Origin of the sequence: Flavobacterium sp. CG_9.10, assembly GCF_015752245.1 — a bacterium.
Classification (GTDB): Bacteria; Bacteroidota; Bacteroidia; order Flavobacteriales; family Flavobacteriaceae; genus Flavobacterium.
This window is the reverse complement of record NZ_JADOVD010000002.1, coordinates 275144-299758: the sequence shown is the minus strand read 5'-3', so window position 1 is coordinate 299758 and position 24615 is coordinate 275144. Positions and strand designations below refer to the sequence as shown.

Genomic DNA, 24615 nt, shown 5'->3' with positions numbered 1-24615 from the left:
TTATTTTTACCCATCGTTATTTGAATTTTGCAACTCTAAATTACGATTATTTTAAGAAGCCATTAATTTGGCTTCTTTTTTATCGGACAACAATGATTTTTATAGGAAAGTTATAATCCCATTTAGAACAAAAAAAAGCGTTTTGACTATTTATCAAAACGCTTTTTTTAGGCTTTAAATTTTAAAATTAAATCTCTTTCATATTCAATTTGCTGTTATTTCGGCTAAAGCCAAAATATATTGTTAAGCCTATAAGTAGCCAAATTGTGAAATAAATCCAGTTCCAAACACTAAGCTCAGCCATCATATACAAACAGCATATTAAACCTAATAACGGAATTAATGATAGGTTTTCTTTCCATGACCAAACTACTAATCCTACCATAACGATAAGAAAAATCCACATTGGTATTTTATGTTTGAATAAACTAAAACCACTTTCATATTTAACGGAATCTGCAATAGGTAAACCAGCTATCACTGCGGCATATTTCGCGTCATCTTGTTGGTATTGACCTAACAATTGCTCTAAATCCGGTGTTTCAGTAGTGATGTTTTTAGCATCTACACCTACTAAATATTCATATACTTTTTGAGTTTCTTCTTTATTTAATGAGGTTACAATATCAGCCGAATTATTTATCTGGGTTTCATTGGTAACAAAATCCATTGTCGCTTTCTTACTGAAACCGAATGCATAAACCAATCCAATCGCAATTAAAACAGGGAAAATATATTTTGAATTTGCGTAAGGAGTTTTGAATTTTCCACGAGGAATATCCGTTCTATTTTGTAATGCTAAAACGCCAGCACAAACTAAGACAAACGCAAATAAAGTTCCAATACTACACAAATCCGTTACCATTGTTAAGTTCAAAAATAAAGCAGGAACTGCCACTACAAAACCAGTAACTATTGTAGCAAAAGAAGGTGTTTTAAATTTTGGGTGCACTGTAGAAAACTTTTTAGGCAATAATCCGTCGCGGCTCATACTCATCCAAATACGTGGTTGCCCCATTTGGAAAACCAATAAAACGCTCGCCATAGCAACTACTGCACTTACCGCAATAATTCCCGACATCCATTTTAAATCTAATTTATCAAATACAAAAGCTAATGGATCACCCACATTCAACTCTCTATAACTTACCATACCAGTCAGTACTAAAGCTATTGCAATATATAAAATAGTACAAATAATGATAGCCCACATCATCCCTCTAGGCAAATCGCGTTGAGGATCTTTACACTCTTCGGCAGTAGTAGAAATAGCATCAAAACCGATGTAAGCAAAAAACACCGCCGAAACTCCTTTCAGCACACCACCTACTCCATTTGGTGTAAAAGGATGCCAATTATTGGTGTCAACATAAAAAATACCGACAGCAATAACAAGTAACACTATGCATAATTTTACCACAACCATTATATTACTGGCATTTCGGGACTCTTTCATCCCACGATATACCAAAGCAGTAATCAAAATAATGATTAATAATGCAGGAAGATCGGCAACAAGATGAAATGATCCTATAACTGGGGAAGTTGTCCAAGCGGTATAAGCTTCTTGTAAACCTAAAGATAAGTTTCCAAATGATTTTCCACCTTGCATCAAAGCGGTTGCATCTTTAAAACCATTTGATGCCGACAAATAATCCATTTGAACATATTGAGGCAATTTAATTCCTCCACTTTCCAGTAGTCCCGTAAAATAATCACTCCAAGAAATGGCAACGGTTATGTTTCCAACCGCATATTCCATAATAAGAGCCCAGCCAATAATCCAAGCGATTATTTCGCCAAAAGCGACATAAGAATACGTATAAGCACTTCCGGAAACGGGAACCATTGAAGCAAATTCAGCATAAGCAAAAGCAGCAAAACTACAAGCGATAGCAGTAAACAAGAAAAGAAATATTACAGCTGGACCTCCATCAAAACTGGCTTTACCAATAGTACTAAAAATACCTGCTCCTACAATTGCCGCAATACCAAAAGCGGTTAAATCTCGAGCGGTTAAATGTTTTCCTAAGGCATTATGACCGTCTGCATTATTTTTCTCAACTTGTTTTAAAATGTCTTGTACTGTCTTTTTTCTAAATAACCCTGATAATGCCATATTCTAAATTTTATCATTAAATATTAATATACTGTAATTTTTAATCTTTTATTTTGCAAATAATGCAATTTACCTTGAAATTTCAAAAGTATAAAACAAATTGAATTAATGGAGTCTCTTAAGTGCTATTTTTTTATTATTTTAATAAAAAAGAAAATTGACTTTATACGTATGTTTAATAAGTCAGATTGCACTTTATAATCATTTATAAAAAAAATTATATTTAACTGAGGACCATTTAAATTCATACCTTTTTGAAACAATTTACGATTTTAAACAACTTTTCAAAATAGTAACCGGATGTAAAGCTTTTCTATTTGTTCCATCAAAAATTTGATGACGACAACTGGTTCCTGCTGCTGCAATCGCAACATTAGTTTCCGTGGCTCTAATTTTTGGAAACAAAGTATCCTCTCCCATTTGCATACTGATGTCATAATGCTCTTTTTCGTATCCAAAAGACCCTGCCATACCACAACAACCCGAATTATAAATGGTAACCGAACTATTTTTTGGCAAATTCAACATGGCAAAAGTCGCTTCAATAGAACTCAATGATTTCTGATGACAGTGTCCGTGAATTTTTATCTTTTTCTCTACATCAGAAAATTGTTCGGAATGAATTTTATTATTTGCAATTTCATTTTTGAAAAATTCTTCAATGGTGAATACATTTTTTGCCAGTTTTTCTGCTTTCTTTTTGTCATCTGCCAATCGGATGTATTCGTCTCTAAAAGTCAATATAGCAGATGGTTCTATTCCTATCAACGGACAGTTTTCAGAAACAATATCCCCAAAAATCGTTACATTTTTATTGGCAATAACTTTTGCTTCCTCAAGAAAACCTTTGGAAATATAAGCTCTTCCACTTTCCTCGTGATCAATTACCATAACTTGGTAACCCAATGATGTCAGTAACTCGTATGCATCAATACCTACAGACACATCGTAATAATTAGTAAACTCATCACAAAACAAATACACTTTCCCATTTGTATAGGAATCATTTTGCAATCTAATTTTATTCTTTTCCACCCATTTTCTAAAAGTTGCAGGAGCCAATAATGGAACTTCTCTTTTGGAAGCAATTCCCATGCTCTTTTTAACAAATCCTTGGTTCAACACAAAATTTGTAAAACTCGGCAATACACTTCCTAATTTATTCAGCTTTGCATTATTGGCAAATATTTTATTTCGAATAGAAAATCCATTTGCTTTTTGATATTGGTACAAAAACTCCGATTTCAACGCAGCGACATCAACATTGCTGGGACATTCACTTGCACAGGCTTTACAACTCACGCACAATTCAAAAACATCGTATAATTCCTTATGATTGAATTTATTATCTTTTTCTGAATGAGTCAGATATTCTCGAAGTGCATTTGCTCTGGCACGAGTCGTGTCTTTTTCATTTCGGGTGGCACGATAACTTGGACATAAAGTCCCACCAGCCGAAGGTAATTTTCTACAATCCCCCGAACCGTTGCATTTCTCTGCAGCTCTCAAAATCCCCATACTATCCGAAAAATCCTGAATAGTTTGGATATTTGGTTCCTCTCTTCCGGCTTCCACCCGCAGGTTTTCGTCCATTTTGAAAGCATTTACAATTTTCCCAACGTTTAAAATGGTGTTTGGATCAAAAGCTTTTTTTATTCGTTTTAATAATTCATAGTTCTTATCACCAATCATAAAAGGAAGAAATTCACCACGCACTATTCCGTCTCCATGTTCCCCACTTAGCGAACCTCTGTATTTTTTTACTAAATGCGCGACCTCCGTTGCAATGGTTCTAAAAAGTATTAAATCTTCTTTTTTCTTTAAATTTAAAATGGGACGTAAATGCAATTCACCGGCTCCGGCATGAGCGTAATAAATCGCGTCCTGACCGTATTTTTTCATCATTGCGGCAAATTCAGCAATATAATTTGGCAAATCACTCAATTCAACAGCAGTATCTTCAATGGAATCAGCGGCTTTATTATCTCCGACAATACTTCCCAAAAGTCCCAATCCAGCTTTTCTTAACTCGACAACTTTATCGATATCTGTCCCGTAAATTTTGGGTAAAGCGTAACCAAAATGATTCTTCTGAAGGTCTTCAATCAAAGCATCAGCTTGTTTTTCGGTTTCTTCCATACTATCAGAAGCAACTTCAAACATCATGATGGCTTTTGGTTCTCCTTGCAAAAAGAACCTGTTTTTAAATTGTTCTCTGTTGGTTTTAGTACAATCTAAAATGGTATCGTCCAGCATTTCGCAAGTATATAAATGGTGCTTCATCGCCACCACAACCGCTTCCAAACTCTCTTGAATGCTATGAAAATGAGCAGCAACCATAATATTTTGAGTAGGAGGTAAATCATCCACTTTCAAAGTGATTTCGGTAGTAAAAGCTAAAGTTCCTTCGCTACCACAAAGTAATTTCCCGAGATTGATTGTTTTTTCAGAACCGGAAAATAATTCAGATTTCAATAGTAAATCAACCGCATATCCCGTATTTCTTCGGTGAATTTCAGGTTTTGGAAACTCTTTTACTATTTCCTTTTGAGTTTCTTGATTCGAAAGTTCCTCATAAATTGTTTTATAAATTTTACTTTCGAGTGAATCGCCTTTTGTCTTTTCAATAAATTCTGCCGAAGAAAGTTCTTTAAATACCACTTTCGACCCATCACTCAAAAGGGCTTTAATTTCCACTATTTTATCTCGGGTAACTCCATAACGAATAGACGTGGTTCCAGACGAATTATTCCCTACCATTCCTCCTATCATACATCTATTTGAAGTAGAAGTATTAGGACCAAAAAACAAACCAAAAGGCTTCAAATAGAAATTTAATTCATCACGAATAACTCCAGGCTGAACTGTTATTGTCTTTTTTTCTGCATCAAAAGAAACAATCTTGGTAAAATGTTTGGAGACATCTACAATAATTCCGCTACCCACAGTTTGACCTGCTAATGAAGTTCCTGCCGTTCTGGGAGTAAGGGAAGTATTGTTTTTTTCTGCAAAATGCATTAATTTTATAATGTCATCTTCTGATTTTGGAAAAGCTACAGCAAGAGGCTTAATTCTATAGGCAGAAGCATCCGTTGCATAAAGTGTTTTGTGAAGTTCGTCGAATAAAAGTGTTCCTTCTAATGATTGTGATAAATTCTGTAATTGAAGAGAGGTCAACATGGCGGATAAATTATTTTTATAAAAACTGTTAGTACAGCATTATTTGACAAATATAAATATATAACAGATTATAATTTAAAAAATCAAATAAGAAAAATTCAAATTTCAAATAAAGTTTACGGTTTTACAAAATTTAATTGGAACCAATAGATGAAAAAACTGGCAAAGAAATTGCAACAGTTAAATTAAGTTAAATTTTATCTGGATTTTAACGGACTAATTTCGCTAAAAAAACTACTTTTGAATACTTTATAAACACCACAATAATGAAGAATTACAAGCATATCGCATTACTTATTTCGTTTCTTTTACTTTCGTTTACGAATGTAAATGCACAAATATTAGCCACAAATCCTAAGAATGAAGTTAGAGCCGTTTGGATAGCCACCGTTGCCAACATTGACTGGCCGATTAGTCGTACTGACAATATCGAAAAGCAAAAATCCGATTTCATTGAAATTTTAGATACCTATAAAAAATTAAATTATAATGTTGTAATTGTTCAGATTCGAAGCGTTGGAGATGCCTTTTATCCTTCGCAATTTGCGCCTTGGTCCCGCTATTTAACCGGAAAAGAAGGAGACGCTCCAAAACCCTACTACGATCCCTTAGCATGGATGATTGCCGAAACTCATGCCAGAGGTTTTGAATTTCATGCTTGGTTAAATCCGTATCGCGCTACGATGGATTTGAAAACAGATATTCTAAGTCCAAAGCATGATTTTTACCAGCATCCGGAATGGATGATTAAATATGGCGGCAAATATTATTACAATCCGGCGTTGCCTGACGTTCAAGATCATTTACTCGCTGTTGTTGACGAAGTGGTTAAAAATTATGATATTGATGCGATACACTTTGATGATTATTTTTATCCTTACAAAGAAAAAGGACAAGTATTTAATGACTCAGTAAGTTTTAAAAAATATGGTTGTGGTCTAAATGTAGATGACTGGAGACGATCCAATGTAAATAATTTGGTGAAAAACATTTCGGTTTCCATAAAAAAAATAAAACCTTGGGTACAATTTGGTATCAGCCCATTTGGTGTTTGGAGAAATAAATCAGTAGATCCAAAAGGTTCAGATACACAAGCTGGTCAAACAAATTACGATGATTTGTATGCAGATCCGATAGCGTGGATGGCAAACAACTGGATTGATTACCTTGTTCCACAATTATATTGGAGTATGGATCATCCTCGTGCATCATACTCAAAACTACTGCGTTGGTGGTCAGAAAACTCAACAAACACGGCACTTTATATAGGAAATGGGACTTATAAAATAAATGCCGATTCGGATAAAAAATGGAGTAATCCCAATGAAATTCCAGATCAGATAAATATCACCCGAACCTATAAAAATGTGCAGGGAAATGCGTTTTTTAGTGCAAAATCATTTTTGAATAAAAATCTGAATGTAGCGCAATTATTGAAAGACAATCAATATAAATATCCAGCGCTTCCTAATGTTGTTCCTAATTCTGTTCGAAAAGTGATGGATGTCCCAATGATAAACACCATTGTAAAAAACCCAATTTCCTCCAGTTTCACTGTACGATATCCCTTAAATAGTAAGGTGCGTTATGTTATGGTATATGGTGCAAAAAATGACACAAAAATTAATGTGAATGATCCAAGTCAAATCATTGAAAAAATTGCATTTAAAGATAAAAATAATGCCCTTGATATAAAAATTCCGACATTAAAATTGGATAAAAATAACAATTGTGCTATTACGTTCATCGATTTTTATGGCAATGAAAGCGCTGCAACTTTAGTGAATTTTTCGCTGTAAAACTGAATAGATTATAATTCGTTATTTAAAAATATGAAAATAGACAATAAACCTTGGTTGTGGATTCCTTTATTAAATTTTGCTTCTGGATTGCCTTATGCAATTATTCTTTCGGTTTCGGTTATTATGTACAAAAGCCTTGGAATTAATAATGAGGATATAGGAATTTATACTAGTTTATTGTATTTACCATGGGTTATCAAACCTTTATGGAGCCCATTTATTGATATTTACGCCACTAAAAGGAAATGGTTTTTAAGCATGCAATTGCTCATTTCCATTGCTTTTTTAATAGTTGGTTTAACGATTCCATTAAGCAGTTTTTTTGTAATGAGTTTGGCTGTTTTTTGGGTAGCTGCATTTGCATCTGCGTCGAATGATGTTGCAAGTGACGGATTTTATATGCTGGCTTTAGAAAAAGAACAACAGTCCTTTTTCTTAGGAATCAGAAGTACGTTTTATCGCCTTTCGATGCTGACGGGAAATGGATTAATCGTGATTATTGCGGGTTATCTTGAACAAGAATATGGCGATAAACAAAAAGCTTGGTCCTACACAATGATTATTGTTGCTGCGATTATGGCTCTGATTACCATTTACAATTACTTTTCTACTCCAAAAAACGAAACAATTATCTCGCAGAAAGAATCTGAAGTACAACCAAAAGTTAGTTTCGGACATGTTTTTGTTACTTTTTTCCAGAAGAAGCAAATTGGATTAGTTTTGACTTTTATTTTAGTATTTAGACTGGGAGAATCACAATTATTAAAAATGTTAACTCCGTTTTTAATAGATGGTAAAGAAGTTGGAGGTCTAGGATTAACAACAGAAGATGTTGGTATTATTTACGGCACTTTTGGCGTTACAGCCTTGGTAATTGGTGGGATTTTAGGTGGAATTGCCATCTCAAAACACGGATTAGGAAAGTGGATGTTACCCATGATTTTAATGATGCATTTACCCATAATCGGATTCATTTTATTATCGTATTTTCATCCTCAATCGGAAATATACATATACATTGCTGTAATTGCGGAACAATTTGGTTATGGTTTTGGTTTTGCAGCTTTTATGATGTTTTTAATTTATGTTGCCGATGGAGAATCAAAAACGGCACACTACTCTATCGCAACTGGTTTCATGGCTTTAGGAATGATGCTCCCGGGAATGTTAAGTGGATTTATTCAAGAGTACTTGGGATATGCTAATTTCTTTATTTGGGTATTTTGTGCCACAATTCCCGGATTAATTTTATCAAGATTCTTAATTTTTCCATCTGATTTTGGTAAGAAATCAGACGTATAATTTTACAAAAAATGGCTGTTTAAAATGACATTAGAACAAAAAATAGGGCAATTTTTCTTTCCCGCTGTTTTCATAAACGATACCGAAGAAAACATTCAGGAAACCGAACGACTAATCCGTGATCACAATATAGGTGGACTTACTTTCTTTCACAGTAGAGCAAGTGCTGCCACAAATTATGAAACTAAAAAACAAGTAATTTTAAACGACGATAGTTGTCAACGTTTGAAGGAACTCATCATCCGATACCAAGAATGCGCTTCCACTCCATTGCTGATGAGTATTGATGCGGAATGGGGTTTAGCAATGCGGGTCGAAAAAACACCTCAATATCCTTATGCCATTACCCTTGGCGCTTTGCCTTATAGTGAAAAAAACTTGGTTTACAAAGTAGGAAAACAAATTGGTTTAGACCTGAAATCTGTTGGAATCCATTACAATTTAGCGCCTTTGGCTGATATTAATAACAATCCAAATAATCCCGTAATTGGCTATCGCTCTTTTGGTCAAAATAAAAAGAAAGTGGCAAGATTTGCCCTTGAATATTTAAGAGGAATGTCAGACGCAGGAGTATTAGGTTGCCTGAAACATTTTCCAGGGCATGGAAATACCAATGTAGATTCGCATTTGGGATTACCTATTTTAGAAGAAAATTTAGAACAATTACTTGAAAATGAATTATATCCGTTTATAAAAGGAATCGATAATAATGTCGATTCCATTATGATCGGACATTTGGCTGTTCCGGCTTTAAATGACGGCAAAAACACCTCGGCAACACTCTCAAAACCTATTATAGAAACGCTTTTGCGAAAGCAATTGGGTTACGATGGTTTAGTAATTTCTGATGCATTGAATATGCGTAGTGTTTCTAGTTTGTATGATAAAAAAGGACAATTAGAATGGGAAGCTTTTAATGCCGGAAATGATATATTATGTTTTGCCGAAAATGTTCCTGAAGGAATACAGGAAATCCTTAAAAATGCATCGCAGGAACGAATTGAAGAAAGCTTTAACCGTTTGTGGAAATGCAAACAAAAAGCAGGGATTCTTGACGCAAAAGCGACTTTGACAACCATATCAGAAGGTGAATTTGATTTTGAAACTACTTCGGATTTAAATCTAAAAATTGCAGAAAATTGTATTACAAAAATAAAAGACAATCACAATGCTGTTACCGTTTTTGACGCAAAAAACAGAGGTGATCTTGCTAAAGTAAGTCTTTATAAAAACACTGATAATACATTTTTTAAAGCACTTGATACCCTATTGCCGTCTTCAGAATTTGCTTATGAAAATGGTGGTGATGCAGCAATAAAGGAATTGGAAAAAAGCTTAACAAGATATGACACTGTTATTATTTCTTTGTTTGTTCCAAAAGCAAAACCTTTAAATAATTTTGACATCGAAGATAGTGTACTTCAATTTTTAGGCAAATTGTTTATTTCCAAAAAGTGTCTTTTATATGTCTTTGGAAATCCATTTGCCTTGCAAGTTATCCCAAATTTACAATCCAAACTAGGAATCGTTCAAATGTATCAAGATTTTACGGAATTTCAAGAAGCAGCTGCTTTTCAATTGCTAGAAAATTCAGAATGCAAAGGTACTTTACCCGTAGTTATCAGCATCATATAACTATAAATGAAACACTTAACTACGTTATATAAGAAATAACTATCTATAAATAAATAATTATAATCAAACCTTATAAGGACAAGACTCTTATTTTAGGTATTTTTGCACAGTAATAAAAAATTAATCTAAAAATAAAGAATATGTCATTAGTAGGAAAAAAATTCCCAAGTATTGCAGTAGACGCTATCTCTGAAATGGGTGATAATTTAAAAATCAACATCTTCGAAGAAGCAACAAACAACAACAAAAAAGTACTTTTGTTTTGGTACCCAAAAGATTTTACATTTGTTTGTCCAACTGAATTACACGCTTTTCAAGCAGCTTTACCAGAATTTGAAAAAAGAAATACAATTGTAATTGGTGCATCTTGTGATACTAATGAAGTGCATTTTGCTTGGTTAAATACTGCAAAAAACAATGGTGGAATTGAAGGTGTTACTTACCCAATTCTTGCGGACACCAACAGAAATTTATCTAATATTCTAGGAATTCTTGATATTGAATCAACAAGTTACAGTGATGAAACAGATTCAATAATCGTAGAGGGATCTAATGTAACGTACAGAGCTACTTACTTAATTGATGAAACTGGTAAAATTTTCCACGAAAGTGTGAATGATATGCCATTAGGTCGTAACGTAAATGAATATTTGCGTATGGTTGATGCCTACACTCATATTCAAGAAAAAGGAGAAGTTTGTCCTGCAAACTGGGAAGCTGGAAAAGAGGCAATGAGTGCTGACAGAAAAAGTACTGCAGAATATTTGACTTTAAACTAATAAAAAAAAATAGGAGCTGAGATGCTAAGGTTCTAAGGTTTGGAAAACTTAGTATCTCTGCATCTTAGAAACTTAGAACCTCAAAAAAATAAAAACATGTTAATCGAGTTAAATGAAGATACGTTAGCTGATTTAATCAGTAAAAACGAAAAAGTAGTTGTTCAATTTTCGGCTTCATGGTGCGGAAACTGTCGAATTATGAAACCAAAATTCAAAAAATTGGCTACGGAAAACGATGCAATTACTTTTGTTCTCATAGATGCAGAAAATTTTCCAGAATCTAGAAAATTAGCTAATGTGAGTAATCTGCCAACCTTTGCTACTTTCGTAAACGGGAAATTAGTGAATGAAACACAAACTAATAAAGCAGAAGTTTTAACTGAATTAGTGAACGAGATAGTTTAAAAGTTGAATTAGTTAATCGTTAAAAAAACGTTTGACCTGACCAATAAACAAATCAACGAATAACCGAATAAACAACTTAATATGAAATTACCAGTAATTAAGCATTTAACGCAGTTCATAGAAGATAATGACCAAGATTACATCATTGAAGCAATTGAAGTTCTAGAAGCAATGACTGAAATTTCTTCCTTGAAAGACGAAGAATTAGATGTGATAGGCGAATTAATTTCGAATATGTACGGCGCATTAGAAGTGAACAAACTGGTGAAAAGTGGAACTGATAAAAAAGAAGCTTTGAATACGTTTATGAAACGAGTTCTGGGTTCTATTGACAAATAAAGCTTGTCATCACTCTTATAAAATTCAAAATTGATTATTCTTTATTCAAAATTTAATGTGGGCAAAATGTCCGACAGTAATTTTTTTTCCAATAATGAATAGTATTGAAATTAAACTTTACAAAAACGTACTCTGTCATGGGTGCGTTTTTTTTGTGTTTTCACCAAATAAAAAGTGGAATCCAATGCTTTACTTATTGTTCCAAAAACGAGAAACTTTATCCCTAAGTTTGGGGACTAAATCTTAAAAAATTTTCATACTTTTGAACCTCATTAAAAAACACACATCATGGCTTCAATAACATTAGGCGGAAATCCAATACATACTTCAGGAGAGTTACCAAAAGTTGGTACAAAATTAGCTGATTTTAAATTAGTAAAAACAGACCTTTCAGTTGCTACATTAGGTGATTATGCAGGGAAAAAATTGGTACTTAATATTTTTCCAAGCGTTGATACTGGAACTTGCGCAGCTTCTGTTAGAAAATTTAACGAAAGTGCAAGTAATTTAGTAAACACAAATGTATTATGCATTTCAAGAGATTTACCTTTTGCCCAAAAACGTTTTTGTGGTGCTGAAGGACTTGAAAATGTAGTTAATTTATCTGATTTTCCAGAAGGAAGTTTTGGTAAAACAAATGGGTTGGAAATCACGGATGGACCTTTGGCAGGATTGCATTCACGAGCCATAATTGTAGTTGATGAAAATGGAATAATTACCCATACGGAGCAAGTTCCTGAAATTGCGGATGAGCCAAATTACGACGCTGCATTAGCTGTACTTTAAAAAATAAGAATGGAATTTCAAAAGGACAATAGCTTACTCACCGGTCGACTGAAAAGTGTAACTTATGCTTTTAAAGGAGCTGTAAAATTAATCACAACAGAACACAGCGTCATGGTTCAATTTTCTATAGGAATTTTGATGGCCATTGCTGGGTTTTATTTTGGTATTACTAAAACAGAATGGCTTTTTCAGACCTTTGCCATTGGTTTAGTTATGAGTATTGAAGGTTTAAACACAGCCGTAGAAAAAATGGCTGATTTTATTCATCCTAATTATCACGAAAGAATTGGTTTCATCAAAGATATTGCCGCTGGAGCAGTATTTTTTGCTGCATTGACGGCAATAGCAATCGGTTTAATCATATATATACCATTATTTTTTTAGGTATAATAAAATTCAAGAATGGCAAAAACGACAAAAAAAGAACCTTTAGATAAAAAAACCGACTCTAAATCTAAGGCAAATAATCCAGTGCAATTGACGAAACAACACAAAATAGTTTTTGGTTGTCTTTTGGTATTATTTTCAATTGCGTTACTACTCGCATTTGTTTCCTTCTTTATTTATGGGCAACAAGATCAAAGTGCAGTTGCAGAATTGGCTGACAGATCTGAAATTGTTCATAATTGGTTAGGTAAATTTGGCGCTTTTTTGGCTGATTTAATCGTTTATAAAGGATTTGGGCTTGCTTCCTTTATTTTTGTTCGATTATTTTTCCTGACGGGAATGTATCTTATTCTTGCTATGCCCTTAAAAAAATTAAAGAATATTTGGTTTTGGGATTTATTTGTAATTATTATCTTGTCTGTTTTATTTGGTTTTTTTGCTACTTCCGTACCTGAATTAGGAGGAACAATTGGATATGAATTGAATTTATTTTCACAAGATTATATAGGAAAAACAGGAACTTTGTTAATTCTGTTTTTTGGATTAATCATATACGTGATATTCAAGCTTAAAATTTCTCCTGAAAATATTCAATCTTTCTTTGATAGTACCAAAAAAGAAATCAAAGCTGAATTAGCGACCAATGCCATTGGCATTAGCAAAAACGCTTACAATTTGGAAGAATTTGCCGTTGCTGAAGAGGAACTCGATGAAATCCATTTAAAGACAAATGGCTCACAATTCGAAATTAATAAGGAAGCGTTGAAACCAACTATCAATAATTCTTCTGAAATCAATTTGGATCCTATCGCAAAACCATTAACTATGATGGTTACGCCACCTCCTTTTCCAGAAGTTATTTCCGCTCATAAAGAGGAATTTGTAATTGAAACGGCACCTGAGGAAGATATTATAGAAGAGAATTTGGCTTCAAGGCTGGTTGCAGATTTTGGATTATTCGATCCAACTTTGGATTTATCCAATTATAAATTCCCCACCATTGATTTATTAAAAGAATATTCAACGGGAGGAATCACCATAAATCAAGAAGAATTAGAAGAAAATAAAAACCGAATTGTAGATACACTTCGCAATTACAAAATAGAAATTGCCCAGATAAAAGCTACCGTTGGTCCATCGGTTACTTTATATGAAATTGTACCAGAGGCTGGAATTCGTATTTCTAAAATTAAAAGTTTAGAGGATGATATTGCATTATCACTATCGGCATTAGGGATCCGTATCATCGCTCCTATTCCTGGAAAGGGAACCATAGGAATTGAGGTTCCCAATAAAAATCCAACAATGGTTTCTATGAAAAGTGTTATTGGCTCAGCCAAATTTCAAGAAGCAGAAATGGAGTTACCTATCGCTTTGGGTAAAACTATTTCGAATGAAACCTTTGTAGTTGATTTAGCCAAAATGCCCCATCTATTGATGGCTGGAGCAACTGGTCAAGGAAAATCTGTTGGTTTAAATGCGGTTCTGACTTCCCTTTTATACAAAAAACATCCTGCTGAAGTTAAATTTGTTTTGGTCGATCCTAAAAAAGTAGAGTTGACTCTTTTCAATAAAATTGAAAGACATTATTTAGCTAAACTTCCAGATATGGATGACGCTATTATCACTGATAATGCAAAAGTGGTCAATACATTGAACTCCCTTTGCGTAGAAATGGATAACCGTTATTCGCTTCTTAAAGATGCGATGGTGCGTAACATAAAAGAATACAATGATAAATTTAAGGCTCGAAAATTGAATCCGGAAAATGGACACCGATTTCTTCCTTATATTGTATTAGTCGTTGATGAATTCGCCGATTTAATTATGACCGCAGGTAAAGAAGTGGAAGTACCAATTGCACGTTTAGCTCAGTTAGCACGTGCCATTGGAATTCACTTAATAATAGCGACACAAAGACCATCAGTAAACGTGATTACAGGTTTGATTAAAGCCAATTTCCCGGCTAGAATTGCTTTTAGAGTTACCTCCAAAATTGATTCAAGAACTATTCTTGATACGCAAGGAGCTGATCAATTAATAGGTCGTGGTGATATGCTTTACACAAACGGAAATGATGTAGTGCGTGTACAATGCGCTTTTATAGATACGCCTGAGGTAGAAAAAATCACTGAATTTATTGGTTCTCAAAAAGCATATGCAACCGCTTATTTACTTCCAGAATTTGTTGGGGAGGAAAGTGGCATTAATCTTGATATGGATATCTCCGACAGAGATACTTTGTTTAGAGAAGCCGCTGAAATCATTGTAAATGCACAACAAGGATCGGCGTCATTGTTACAAAGAAAACTAAAATTAGGCTATAACCGAGCAGGTAGATTGATTGATCAACTCGAAGCTGCAGGAATTGTAGGGCCTTTTGAAGGAAGTAAAGCACGTAGTGTAAATATCCTAGACATGAGTTCTCTTGATCAATTTTTTAATAATGAACAAAATAATTAATACCATGAAATCAACGAATTCACAATTCAAAAAAAACAATATAAAAAACATGACTAAAAAGTACCTTTTAATTACAGCCTTACTGTTTTTTAGTTTTTTGACCCAAGCACAGGACAAAAAAGCAAAAGATCTTTTAGACCAGGTTACCGCAAAAGTGAGAAGCTATAATACAATTACAATTGATTTTAAATATACTTTAAACAACGCTAAAGAAAACATCAATCAAGACAGTAAAGGAAATGTAATCATGAAAGGCAATCAATATGTCTTGAACTTTATGGGTGTAACTAAAATTTTTGATGGGAATAAAACCTACACTATTGTACCTGAAGATGAAGAAATCACTATTTCTAAAGTAAATGAAAAAGATGATAATGCCATCACACCGTCAAAAATGCTGACTTTTTTTAATACTGGCTACAAATACTCTATGGATATTTTGCAAGATATAAAAGGCAGAAAAATTCAGTATATCAAACTAATTCCTACAAGCGGTAAAGATCAAAGGAAAGAAGTGCTATTGGGAATAGATATTCAGACCAAACACATCTACAATTTGATTGAAATGGGTAAAAAAGGCACAAAAACGACTTTAACGGTTAATTCTTTTAAAACGAACCAACCATTGTCAAAAAATCAATTTACCTTTACCCAAAGTAAATACCCAAATTACTACATCAATAAATTAGATTAATTCGTAGGTGAAAATTCTTGACAAATACTTATTAAAAACATTTCTGACTACATTTACGACTGTATTTGTAATCCTCTTTTTCATCTTTATACTTCAAACTATTTGGTTGTTCATAGCTGAATTAGCCGGTAAAGATTTGGATTTACTTATGATTGTCAAATTCTTGGCTTTTTCCATGCCTCGAATTATCCCGCTTGTACTGCCGTTGTCGGTTCTATTAGCTTCCATAATGACTTTTGGTGATTTATCGGAAAATTATGAGTTGGCTGCAATGAAATCTGCGGGTGTTTCGTTAAAAAGAGCGATGAAAAGCTTGACTGTTTTCATTCTATTTTTGAGTATTGTCGCTTTTTTCTTTTCCAATAATGTAATTCCTTTTGCGGAATATAAGTTTATAAATTTCCGAAAAAATATAGCACAAGCAAAGCCTGCCCTCGCAATTACAGAAGGGCAGTTTAGTGATGTAGGATTTTATAATATTAAAGTCAATAAAAAATCAGGAGAAAATGGAAACACTTTAACAGGAATTACGATTCATAAGAAATCAAATTTAGGCGATGGTAGCAAAACAGTTATCAAGGCCAAAGATGGCGAATTAGTAAGCAGTGAAAAATCCAGTATCCTACAACTTGTCTTGAATGATGGATATTATTATGAAGATATTGTTCCAAAAAAATATGAAGATCGTAGCAAAATGCCTTTTGCGAAAAGCACTTTCAAAAAATACATCATCAATATCGACTTATCCCAATTAAATAAAACTGATGCAAACGACCAAAGCATTGCCGGTACGAATACCATGCTTAACGTTAGTGAATTAAACTACACACTAGATTCTCTACATAAAAATCTAAAAACTGATATTATTTCGTTTTCGGAAAACATGAATCAGCGAATTGGAATCCCGAAAGAGAATAAGATAATTGCCGTCAAAAAAAATAAAAACCTTCCCAATAACATATTATCATTATATACTAATGATCAAAAATCAAAAATCTTGGATTTGGCAATCAGTAATTTGGCAAGTACAAAATATTCAATCGATGCCAGTAATACCGAATTTAAAAATAAGCAAAAAAATATAAATAATCATATTTTAGCCTTTTACGACAAATTTGTAATCGCATTTGCTTGTTTTTTAATGTTTTTTATTGGTGCACCTTTAGGCGCTATTATCAGAAAAGGCGGATTGGGACTTCCTATCATTTTTGCCGTTTTGATTTTCATTACATTTCATTTTATAAATACTTTTGGCAAAAGAATTTCACAAGAAAACAGTCTTTCTCCGTTTATGGGGGCATGGATGTCCTCTTTTGTGTTAACGCCTTTAGCAATTCTTTTATCATACAGAGCGACAAATGATATTGGATTAATAAATATGGATGTTATTTTAGCTCCATTTCAAAAAATATTTAAAAAAATATTTCCATCTCAAAAATAAATACCAATCATGGTTACAAATAAAATACACCTCAACACTATAGAAGAAGCCATTGAAGATATTCGTCAAGGTAAAATTATTATTGTTGTTGATGATGAAGATCGAGAAAATGAAGGTGATTTTTTGGCGGCAGCCGAAAAGGTGACTCCTGAAATGATTAATTTCATGGCAACACATGGACGTGGATTAATTTGCGCTCCATTGACAGAAAGCCGCTGTAAAGAATTAGGTTTGCATGTGATGGTTACCAATAATACGGATCCAATGGAAACTGCTTTTACGGTTTCGGTTGATTTAAGAGGAAATGGCGTTACAACAGGAATATCCGCAGCTGATAGAGCCAAAACAATTTTATCTCTAGTTAATGCAGACACTAAACCCCATGATTTAGCAAGACCAGGACATATTTTTCCATTAATAGCTAAACAAGGTGGCGTTTTAAGAAGAACTGGTCATACTGAAGCTGCAATTGATTTTGCACGTTTAGCAGGTTTTAAATCGGCAGGAGTGATTGTAGAAATCATGAATGAAGATGGAACCATGGCTCGCTTACCTCAATTAGTAAAAGTGGCTAAGAAATTTGATTTGAAATTGGTTTCTATAGAAGCGCTAGTAGCTTACAGAATGTTACACGACAGTTTAATTACAAAAAAAGAAGATTTTGATATCGATACTCGTTTTGGCACTTTCCGTTTAAGAGCATATGAGCAAAAAACCAATAAGCAAATCCACATTGCACTGACAAAAGGTACTTGGAATTCAGGCGAATCTATTCTAACTCGAATAAATTCCTCTCAAGTAAACAATGATCTATTAGGTACTTTGACTAATGATGCAGACCAAAAACTTGACAGTATGTTTAAAATAATAAACGAGCAAGGAAAGGGAGCCGTTATTTTTATCAATCAAGACATGCAATCTGTAAATTTACTTAATCGCATTACTGAACTTAAAACATTGCAGGCAAAAGGAGAAATGAAAGCCCCAAAAATAAAGATTGATAGTAAAGATTTTGGAATTGGAGCTCAAATACTTCATGATATAGATATTTCTAAAATTCGATTGGTATCAAATACAGAACAAGGAAAACGGGTTGGAATGATAGGTTACGGCTTAGAAATAACCGAATATGTAAATTATTAGCCCTTTTTCAATTCTTTTTAAAAAATATATTTCCCCTAAACCAAAGGAAATGAAACATTTAAAAAACAGTCTCAAAAATAGCTTAAATTTTTATCTAAATTGTTTTTGTAAACCGAAAAAGGTACTTATATTTGCACTCGCAATCAGCAAATGATTGTCGCTCACTGGAGAAATGGCAGAGCGGTCGAATGCGGCAGTCTTGAAAACTGTTGACTGTTACAGGTCCGGGGGTTCGAATCCCTCTTTCTCCGCACAGTAAAAACCCTAACAACTGTAATGCAGTAAGTTAGGGTTTTTTTATTTTACTCCTAGTCCACATTTAGCCCACAATAGAATTTAATATAGTAGAAATGGGTTTAACCTAAGTCTATTATTAAGATTTAATTGTTTTAGTAACGATTTCAATGCATTCTGATTGTATGTTGTAGTTTTGAGGTAAGAGATGGTAATAAGCGTATTCTTAATTCTCTTTTTTCAATCCATAAGAATTAGTCTTTCATATCCCCTTTCGAGCTATAGCCGCTAGATCAAATAAATTGCTATTTACTACCCATGCTAAAATCACAGGAATATCATTAATAAATATTTCAATACATTCTTCCTTTCTATTATCCTTAAAAATTGAATAATTTATACCTACGTCTTGAAGTTCGATTATCTTTGAATAAAATTAATATAAATCTGACTAACAGCCAAAAATTTAAAAAAATCAATATTTTTTGTCAGGAATTTGCATTTCCTTCGTCTCACATTATACAATCATATAAAGCAAGCACTATGAAATTTCTGATTACGATACTTACAATAGTAGCAACCACTCTTTGTTTGGCACAAAATACTATTCCAAAAGCACTAGATAAACTAAACAAAAAAACGGTTCCCTACATTACAGTTGCACAACTTCCCGAAAGAGCCAGAATTGTTTTATTGGACGCTAGAGAAACTAAAGAGTTCAATGTAAGTCATATCAAAAATGCAATTAATGTTGGGTTTGATCATTTTGATAAAAATGGTATTTCTATGAAAATACCTAATAAAGATGCAACCATAATTGTATATTGTTCCATCGGAGTTCGCAGTGAAAAAATTGGAGAAAAACTTCTCAAAATGGGTTACAAAAATGTTTTTAATCTTTATGGTGGTATTTTTGAATGGAAAAATAATGGCGGTAAACTAATAGACAATAAAGGAGTCGAGACCAATAATGTTCATACTTTCAATAAAGAATGGAGCCAATATTTAAAAAAAGGAAATAAAGTTTATGAAGACTAATGCACTAATAATTTTTATCCGAAATCCTGAATTAGGAAAAGTAAAAACCCGTTTAGCAAAAACCATTGGCGAAGAGAAAGCATTAGAGGTTTATAGGGATTTATTACAACATACTTTTTCGGTGACCCAGAGTTTAGAATGTGACAAATTCGTTTTTTATGATAATCAAATACTTAAAAATGATATTTGGAAAAATAATATATATCACAAAAAACTGCAAATCGGAAATGATTTAGGGGAACGAATGCAAAATGCTTTTCAAGAATTATTTCATTTAGGGTATAAGAATTGCATAATTGTAGGAAGTGATTTATTCGACCTCCAATCCAAACATATCAAGGAAGCATTCGCTAATTTAGAAAGTAATGATGTAGTGATAGGTCCGGCAGAAGATGGCGGATATTACTTATTAGGGTTAAAGAAAATAATTCCCGCATTGTTTACAAATAAAAATTGGGGAACAAAAACTGTTTTAGAAGACACGGTAAACAACTTAATGACTACCAAAGTCGATTTTTTAGAAATTTTAAATGACATTGATACCTTCGAAGATTTAGAAAAAAGTAATTATTATACTCCTAAAAAAGTATAACGATTGTGACTTCATAATTCTTCCATATGTTAATATTTAAATAAAAAAACAGCAATTGCAAACTAGATGACATTTTCATCATCCTCACTTTTATAAATTTGTTTCAGAATAGTTTAATACGCAAAACAAAATCTTATGAAAAAATCATTTTATATAATAACTCTGTTTTTAATTATTATTTCCATTGGTTTTTGCATTTCAGGTTTCACTACCAGCAATGCTAAAACTCAAAAAAAAACTCATTCTGATTCACAAGGAATTGTAATTCTAGAACTTTTTACATCTCAAGGTTGTAGCAGCTGTCCTCCGGCTGACAGGGTCTTAGAAAAATATGTTTTAACTAACAATCCCAATATTATTCCGATAGCTTTTCATATTGATTATTGGAATTATATTGGTTGGAAAGACCCATTTAGCAGAGCTGAATTTACTAATAGACAAAGAGATTATTCGCGAAATTTCAATTCTGGTACCATTTATACTCCTCAATTAATAATTAATGGAAAATATCAAGTGGTTGGCAGCAATGAAAATTCGATTAAAACGCTTGTTAATCAAGAATTATTAATTAAAAACCCCGCTAGAATTGATATTTATGCAATAACTCTTGTAGGAAATAAATTAGTTGTAAAATGTAGCACAACTGATTTGTCTGCAAATAAAACAGTAAACGTGGCGCTAGTAAAAAAGAAGGAGTTTACAAGTATAAAGCGAGGAGAAAATACTGGATTAAAACAAACAAGTTATAATATTGTATATGATTTTAAAAGCAAATCGTTAACTAATGGTACTGAAAATCAAACAATTTTTGACTTTAAAAGTGACTGGAAGGCTTCAGATTTTATGATTGTGGTGTACTTGCAAAACAATAGCAATGGAAAAATAATTGCCGCTTCAAAAAAAGAAATTAATTAAACATAACACTAAATAAAAATGAAAAAACAAATTTTAATACTAGTAATGACTCTTTTATCTGCAGCAACATTTGCACAAACCGCCAAATACAAAGAAGCAAAAGGAAAGGACGATAAAGTGGCTATTAAAGGATATGATCTTGTTGCCTATTTTACAGAATCGAAAGCAGTGATAGGGAAAAAATCTATCGCTTCAATTAAAGGAGATAAAACGTATTATTTTTCATCAGAAAAGAACAAAGCTTTATTTTTGAAAAACCCCACGGCTTACGAACCTCAATATGGTGGTTATTGTGCCTACGGAATATCCGAAAACCATAAAGCACCTATACAACCTGAACAATTCTCTATCGTGGATAACAAATTATACTTAAACTACAATTCAGAAGTAAAAGGAATGTGGCTTAAAGACCAAAAAAAACTTATCAAAACTGCCGATGCAAATTGGATGAAAATTGAAAAAAAATAGAAAAATGGAAACACTAAAAAAGACACTATTATCCCTTTTTACCGCGTTCAGCATTTTAAGTTGTACTCAAAGCCCTAAAAAAAATACTGATTTAGCTGCCACTTTATCATCTTATTCTATAATAATTGATACAAATTGGACGCAAAAAATAATTAAAACAGATGCACAATGGAAAGATATTTTAACCCTCGAACAATACAAAATAACAAGAGAGCAAGGCACTGAACCGCCATTCACGCATGAATTTCATGATATAAAAGAAAATGGAATTTTTGTTTGCGTTTCTTGTAATAATCCTCTTTTCAGCAAAGACACAAAATTTGATTCTGGAACAGGTTGGCCAAGTTTTTTCAAGCCTTATTCCAAAAAAAGTATCGCTGTAAGTACTGATAACTCTGATGGAATGACCAGAGATGAGGTAAGTTGTGCCAGATGTAATGCTCATTTAGGCCATGTTTTTAACGATGGTCCTCAACCAACAGGCTTGAGATATTGTATGGATGGAGTAGCTCTAAAATTTATACCTGAACAGAAATTAGAAAAAGTAGTTTTTGCAGAAGGTTGTTTTTGGTGTACCGAACATATTTTTGAATCAATCAAAGGAGTAAAAGAAGTAATATCTGGATATTCAGGTGGCGATGAACTAAACCCGACGTATGAAGAAGTGGGTGGCGGTAGCACTGGGCATGCTGAGTCAATTGAAGTACTATATGATCCTGCTAAAATTTCATATGAACAATTACTAAAAGTATATTTTAATTCAGGAGATATTACTCAGGTTAATGGGCAAGGAAACGACATTGGAAGACAATATAGATCCATAATTTTTTATAATAATCTTGAACAAAAAAATTAGCCGAAGATTACATAAATAAATTAAATAAGTCTGGAATATATTCTAATAAAATAGCTGTTGAAGTAGTTGCACATAAAAAGTTCTATTCTGCGGAGCAATATCATCAAAATTATGCAAATCTTCATCCAGAAGAAGAATATATCAAAGGAGTTTCAATTCCACGGTATAAAAATGCAATTGAAAAATTTCCTGAATTGTTGAAATAAATTATAGTTATAGATACACTACTCATTTTATTGTAAATTTTAAATGTAGAATTTAATTTATCGAAATAATAAATAGCGATAGTAAAAAAACATAAAAATTAATAAACGAATAATGCCATGAAATTTATAATTTTACTTCTAGTTACCAGCATTTCAATGGCACAAAGCCCTTGGACAAAAGAAAAAGGAAAATCTTATCTGCAACTTGGTTTTACAAGTTTAAATTATAATTCCTTTCAACTTGATGGAAATAAGGTAGAGAATTTTGGAAAAATAAGTGATCTCAATTCAAGCTTATGCTGAATATGGGATTACTGATAAATTAGAAGCACAAATAATAGTGCCATATAAAATTATCCATTATGATAATACAAATTTGAATACCTCTCAAAATTTGTCAGGAATTGGCAATACTACTTTAGGTTTAAAGTACAAAATATATGACAAAAAATGGAAAGTTAGTTCGGGAGTTTCATTTTCTGTCAATTCAATAAAAATTGATGAAGCAATAGGATTATCAACTGGGTTTAATGCCACAACAATAGTACCGTATGTTGCTATTGGATCAAGCAATACAAAAATGTACTATTATGGTAATATTGGATATGGTTATATGAATAATAACTATTCTGATTATTTAAAGGCTACTTTTGAAGTAGGATACGAAGTTATTCCTAAAGGACATCTTATTTTTGTTTTAGATACGAGAAATATTATTTCGAAAGAGAGTGCATTTAATAATGACAATGCACAATGGGCATCTTATTTAGACAGACAAACTTATAATGCAATTGGACTAAAAACAAATTATGAATTTAAAAAAGATAAATTGGGTGCTAATTTTGCAATTATTGGTGCAACAGGAATAAACAATGCCCCATTAGCTCCCACATTTAATTTAGGGCTGTATACAAAGTTATAAAACTCTTACGCTTACATGGACAAATATATAGAAATCATTAAAAACTCCTACAGTGGTTATTTCAATTACTTAATTGATGAAATTTTGTATTGGAAATGGGATAACTATTTTTATGGATTAATTGCCATTTCTTTGTTCGTATGGTTACTCGAAATTATTTTTCCTTGGCGAAAACAACAAGCTATTTTTCGCAAAGATTTCTGGCTAGATTTGTTTTATCTCTTTTTCAATTTTTTCTTGCTCAATTTAATTCTTCTCATTGCATTATCTAATATTGTGGAACAGTTTAGTAATAATGTACTCCAAGTATTTGGGCTCGAATTAACGACTATTCAGCTGTTTTCTATATCAACATTACCAAAACCCTTGGCTTTATTCATTTTCTTCATCATTAGCGATTTCATTCAATGGAATGTACATCGTTTATTGCATACGATTCCTTTTTTATGGAAAATTCACAAAACCCACCACAGCGTAAAGGAAATGGGTTTTGCGGCACATTTTAGATACAATTGGATGGAACCTATTGTTTACAGATCCATACTCTACATTCCAATCATTCTTATTGGAGGTGTCAACCTTGAAGATGTCTTTATTGTCCATTTTATGTCTATAGCCATAGGTCATTTGAACCACGCTAATTTGGGCTGGGACTACGGCTTTTTAAAATACATATTCAACAATCCCAAAATGCATATTTGGCATCACAGTAAAAAAATACCAACCAAATATGGAGTCAACTTTGGAATTTCATTAAGTATATGGGATTATATTTTCAAGACCCACTACATACCTAAAGACGGACGAGATATTGAACTTGGATTTGAGGATGAAAACGAATTTCCGAATGATTTTATAAAACAAGAAATCTATCCATTAATAAAATAGTTTCTTTTTTTTGTCAGGAAT

The 24615-nt window shown here is 32.7% G+C and carries 20 protein-coding genes, 1 tRNA gene and 1 pseudogene; 20 read left to right on the top strand and 2 right to left on the bottom strand.

What is annotated here, in order from left to right:
- Nucleotides 1–187: 187 nt before the first annotated feature.
- Both IWX84_RS02925 and IWX84_RS02920 read right to left on the bottom strand, forming a co-directional pair.
- Entirely contained in the window at nucleotides 188–2119 is a 1932-nt protein-coding gene (locus tag IWX84_RS02925; protein WP_196849262.1) for an amino acid permease, read from the bottom strand.
- A 264-nt stretch (nucleotides 2120–2383) separates the two neighbouring features.
- Nucleotides 2384–5299 (bottom strand): FAD-binding and (Fe-S)-binding domain-containing protein, encoded by a 2916-nt coding sequence (locus IWX84_RS02920; protein WP_196849261.1) that lies wholly within the window; start codon nucleotides 5297–5299, stop codon nucleotides 2384–2386.
- Between the two features lie 266 nt (nucleotides 5300–5565).
- Here IWX84_RS02920 and IWX84_RS02915 point away from each other — a divergent pair, with 266 nt between their 5' ends.
- The 20 genes and pseudogenes from IWX84_RS02915 (at nucleotide 5566) to IWX84_RS02815 (ending at nucleotide 24594) form a co-directional block, all read left to right on the top strand.
- A complete protein-coding gene (locus IWX84_RS02915) occupies nucleotides 5566–7098 on the top strand; it encodes a glycoside hydrolase family 10 protein (protein ID WP_196849260.1) in 1533 nt (510 codons plus the stop codon).
- 33 nt (nucleotides 7099–7131) lie between these two features.
- Nucleotides 7132–8403, top strand: coding sequence for an MFS transporter (locus IWX84_RS02910; protein WP_196849259.1), 1272 nt, complete (start codon nucleotides 7132–7134; stop codon nucleotides 8401–8403).
- A 24-nt stretch (nucleotides 8404–8427) separates the two neighbouring features.
- Complete coding sequence (locus IWX84_RS02905) at nucleotides 8428–10038, top strand: glycoside hydrolase family 3 protein (protein ID WP_196849258.1); 1611 nt, start codon at nucleotides 8428–8430, stop codon at nucleotides 10036–10038.
- Between the two features lie 140 nt (nucleotides 10039–10178).
- The gene (locus tag IWX84_RS02900) at nucleotides 10179–10817 is read left to right on the top strand and encodes a peroxiredoxin (protein ID WP_196849257.1); all 639 of its coding nucleotides are present in this window, start codon (nucleotides 10179–10181) and stop codon (nucleotides 10815–10817) included.
- 96 nt (nucleotides 10818–10913) lie between these two features.
- Complete coding sequence (locus IWX84_RS02895; protein ID WP_196849256.1) at nucleotides 10914–11222, top strand: thioredoxin family protein; 309 nt, start codon at nucleotides 10914–10916, stop codon at nucleotides 11220–11222.
- Nucleotides 11223–11303: 81 nt separating this feature from the next.
- Nucleotides 11304–11561, top strand: coding sequence for a DUF6952 family protein (locus tag IWX84_RS02890; RefSeq protein WP_196849255.1), 258 nt, complete (start codon nucleotides 11304–11306; stop codon nucleotides 11559–11561).
- Between the two features lie 288 nt (nucleotides 11562–11849).
- Nucleotides 11850–12347: a thiol peroxidase gene (gene tpx, locus IWX84_RS02885; RefSeq protein WP_196849254.1), complete on the top strand. Its 498-nt coding sequence runs from the start codon at nucleotides 11850–11852 to the stop codon at nucleotides 12345–12347.
- Between the two features lie 9 nt (nucleotides 12348–12356).
- Complete coding sequence (locus IWX84_RS02880) at nucleotides 12357–12731, top strand: diacylglycerol kinase family protein (RefSeq protein WP_196849253.1); 375 nt, start codon at nucleotides 12357–12359, stop codon at nucleotides 12729–12731.
- A gap of 18 nt (nucleotides 12732–12749) precedes the next feature.
- Nucleotides 12750–15197: a DNA translocase FtsK gene (locus tag IWX84_RS02875; protein ID WP_196849252.1), complete on the top strand. Its 2448-nt coding sequence runs from the start codon at nucleotides 12750–12752 to the stop codon at nucleotides 15195–15197.
- Nucleotides 15181–15891 (top strand): outer membrane lipoprotein carrier protein LolA, encoded by a 711-nt coding sequence (locus IWX84_RS02870; protein ID WP_196849251.1) that lies wholly within the window; start codon nucleotides 15181–15183, stop codon nucleotides 15889–15891. Before IWX84_RS02875 ends, IWX84_RS02870 begins: the two co-directional genes overlap by 17 nt.
- 7 nt (nucleotides 15892–15898) lie before the next feature.
- On the top strand, nucleotides 15899–17332 hold the full coding sequence (locus IWX84_RS02865) for an LptF/LptG family permease (protein ID WP_196849250.1): 1434 nt from the start codon (nucleotides 15899–15901) through the stop codon (nucleotides 17330–17332).
- 9 nt (nucleotides 17333–17341) lie between these two features.
- Nucleotides 17342–18475: a 3,4-dihydroxy-2-butanone-4-phosphate synthase gene (gene ribB / locus IWX84_RS02860; RefSeq protein WP_196849249.1), complete on the top strand. Its 1134-nt coding sequence runs from the start codon at nucleotides 17342–17344 to the stop codon at nucleotides 18473–18475.
- A gap of 166 nt (nucleotides 18476–18641) precedes the next feature.
- Nucleotides 18642–18726, top strand: a tRNA-Ser gene (locus tag IWX84_RS02855).
- 526 nt (nucleotides 18727–19252) lie between these two features.
- Nucleotides 19253–19747 carry a rhodanese-like domain-containing protein gene (locus tag IWX84_RS02850; RefSeq protein WP_196849248.1) on the top strand — a complete coding sequence of 165 codons (495 nt, stop codon included), beginning with the start codon at nucleotides 19253–19255 and terminating at the stop codon, nucleotides 19745–19747.
- Nucleotides 19737–20339, top strand: coding sequence for a TIGR04282 family arsenosugar biosynthesis glycosyltransferase (locus IWX84_RS02845; RefSeq protein ID WP_196849247.1), 603 nt, complete (start codon nucleotides 19737–19739; stop codon nucleotides 20337–20339). Before IWX84_RS02850 ends, IWX84_RS02845 begins: the two co-directional genes overlap by 11 nt.
- Nucleotides 20340–20474: 135 nt before the next feature.
- Complete coding sequence (locus IWX84_RS02840) at nucleotides 20475–21254, top strand: DUF1223 domain-containing protein (protein WP_196849246.1); 780 nt, start codon at nucleotides 20475–20477, stop codon at nucleotides 21252–21254.
- Nucleotides 21255–21272: 18 nt separating this feature from the next.
- The gene (locus IWX84_RS02835) at nucleotides 21273–21722 is read left to right on the top strand and encodes a YHS domain-containing (seleno)protein (protein WP_196849245.1); all 450 of its coding nucleotides are present in this window, start codon (nucleotides 21273–21275) and stop codon (nucleotides 21720–21722) included.
- Nucleotides 21723–21726: 4 nt separating this feature from the next.
- Nucleotides 21727–22784: pseudogene (locus IWX84_RS02830) on the top strand (bifunctional methionine sulfoxide reductase B/A protein).
- Nucleotides 22785–23061: 277 nt separating this feature from the next.
- Nucleotides 23062–23706: a transporter gene (locus IWX84_RS02820; protein ID WP_196849243.1), complete on the top strand. Its 645-nt coding sequence runs from the start codon at nucleotides 23062–23064 to the stop codon at nucleotides 23704–23706.
- A gap of 15 nt (nucleotides 23707–23721) precedes the next feature.
- Nucleotides 23722–24594 (top strand): sterol desaturase family protein, encoded by an 873-nt coding sequence (locus tag IWX84_RS02815; protein WP_196849242.1) that lies wholly within the window; start codon nucleotides 23722–23724, stop codon nucleotides 24592–24594.
- Nucleotides 24595–24615 lie beyond the last annotated feature (21 nt).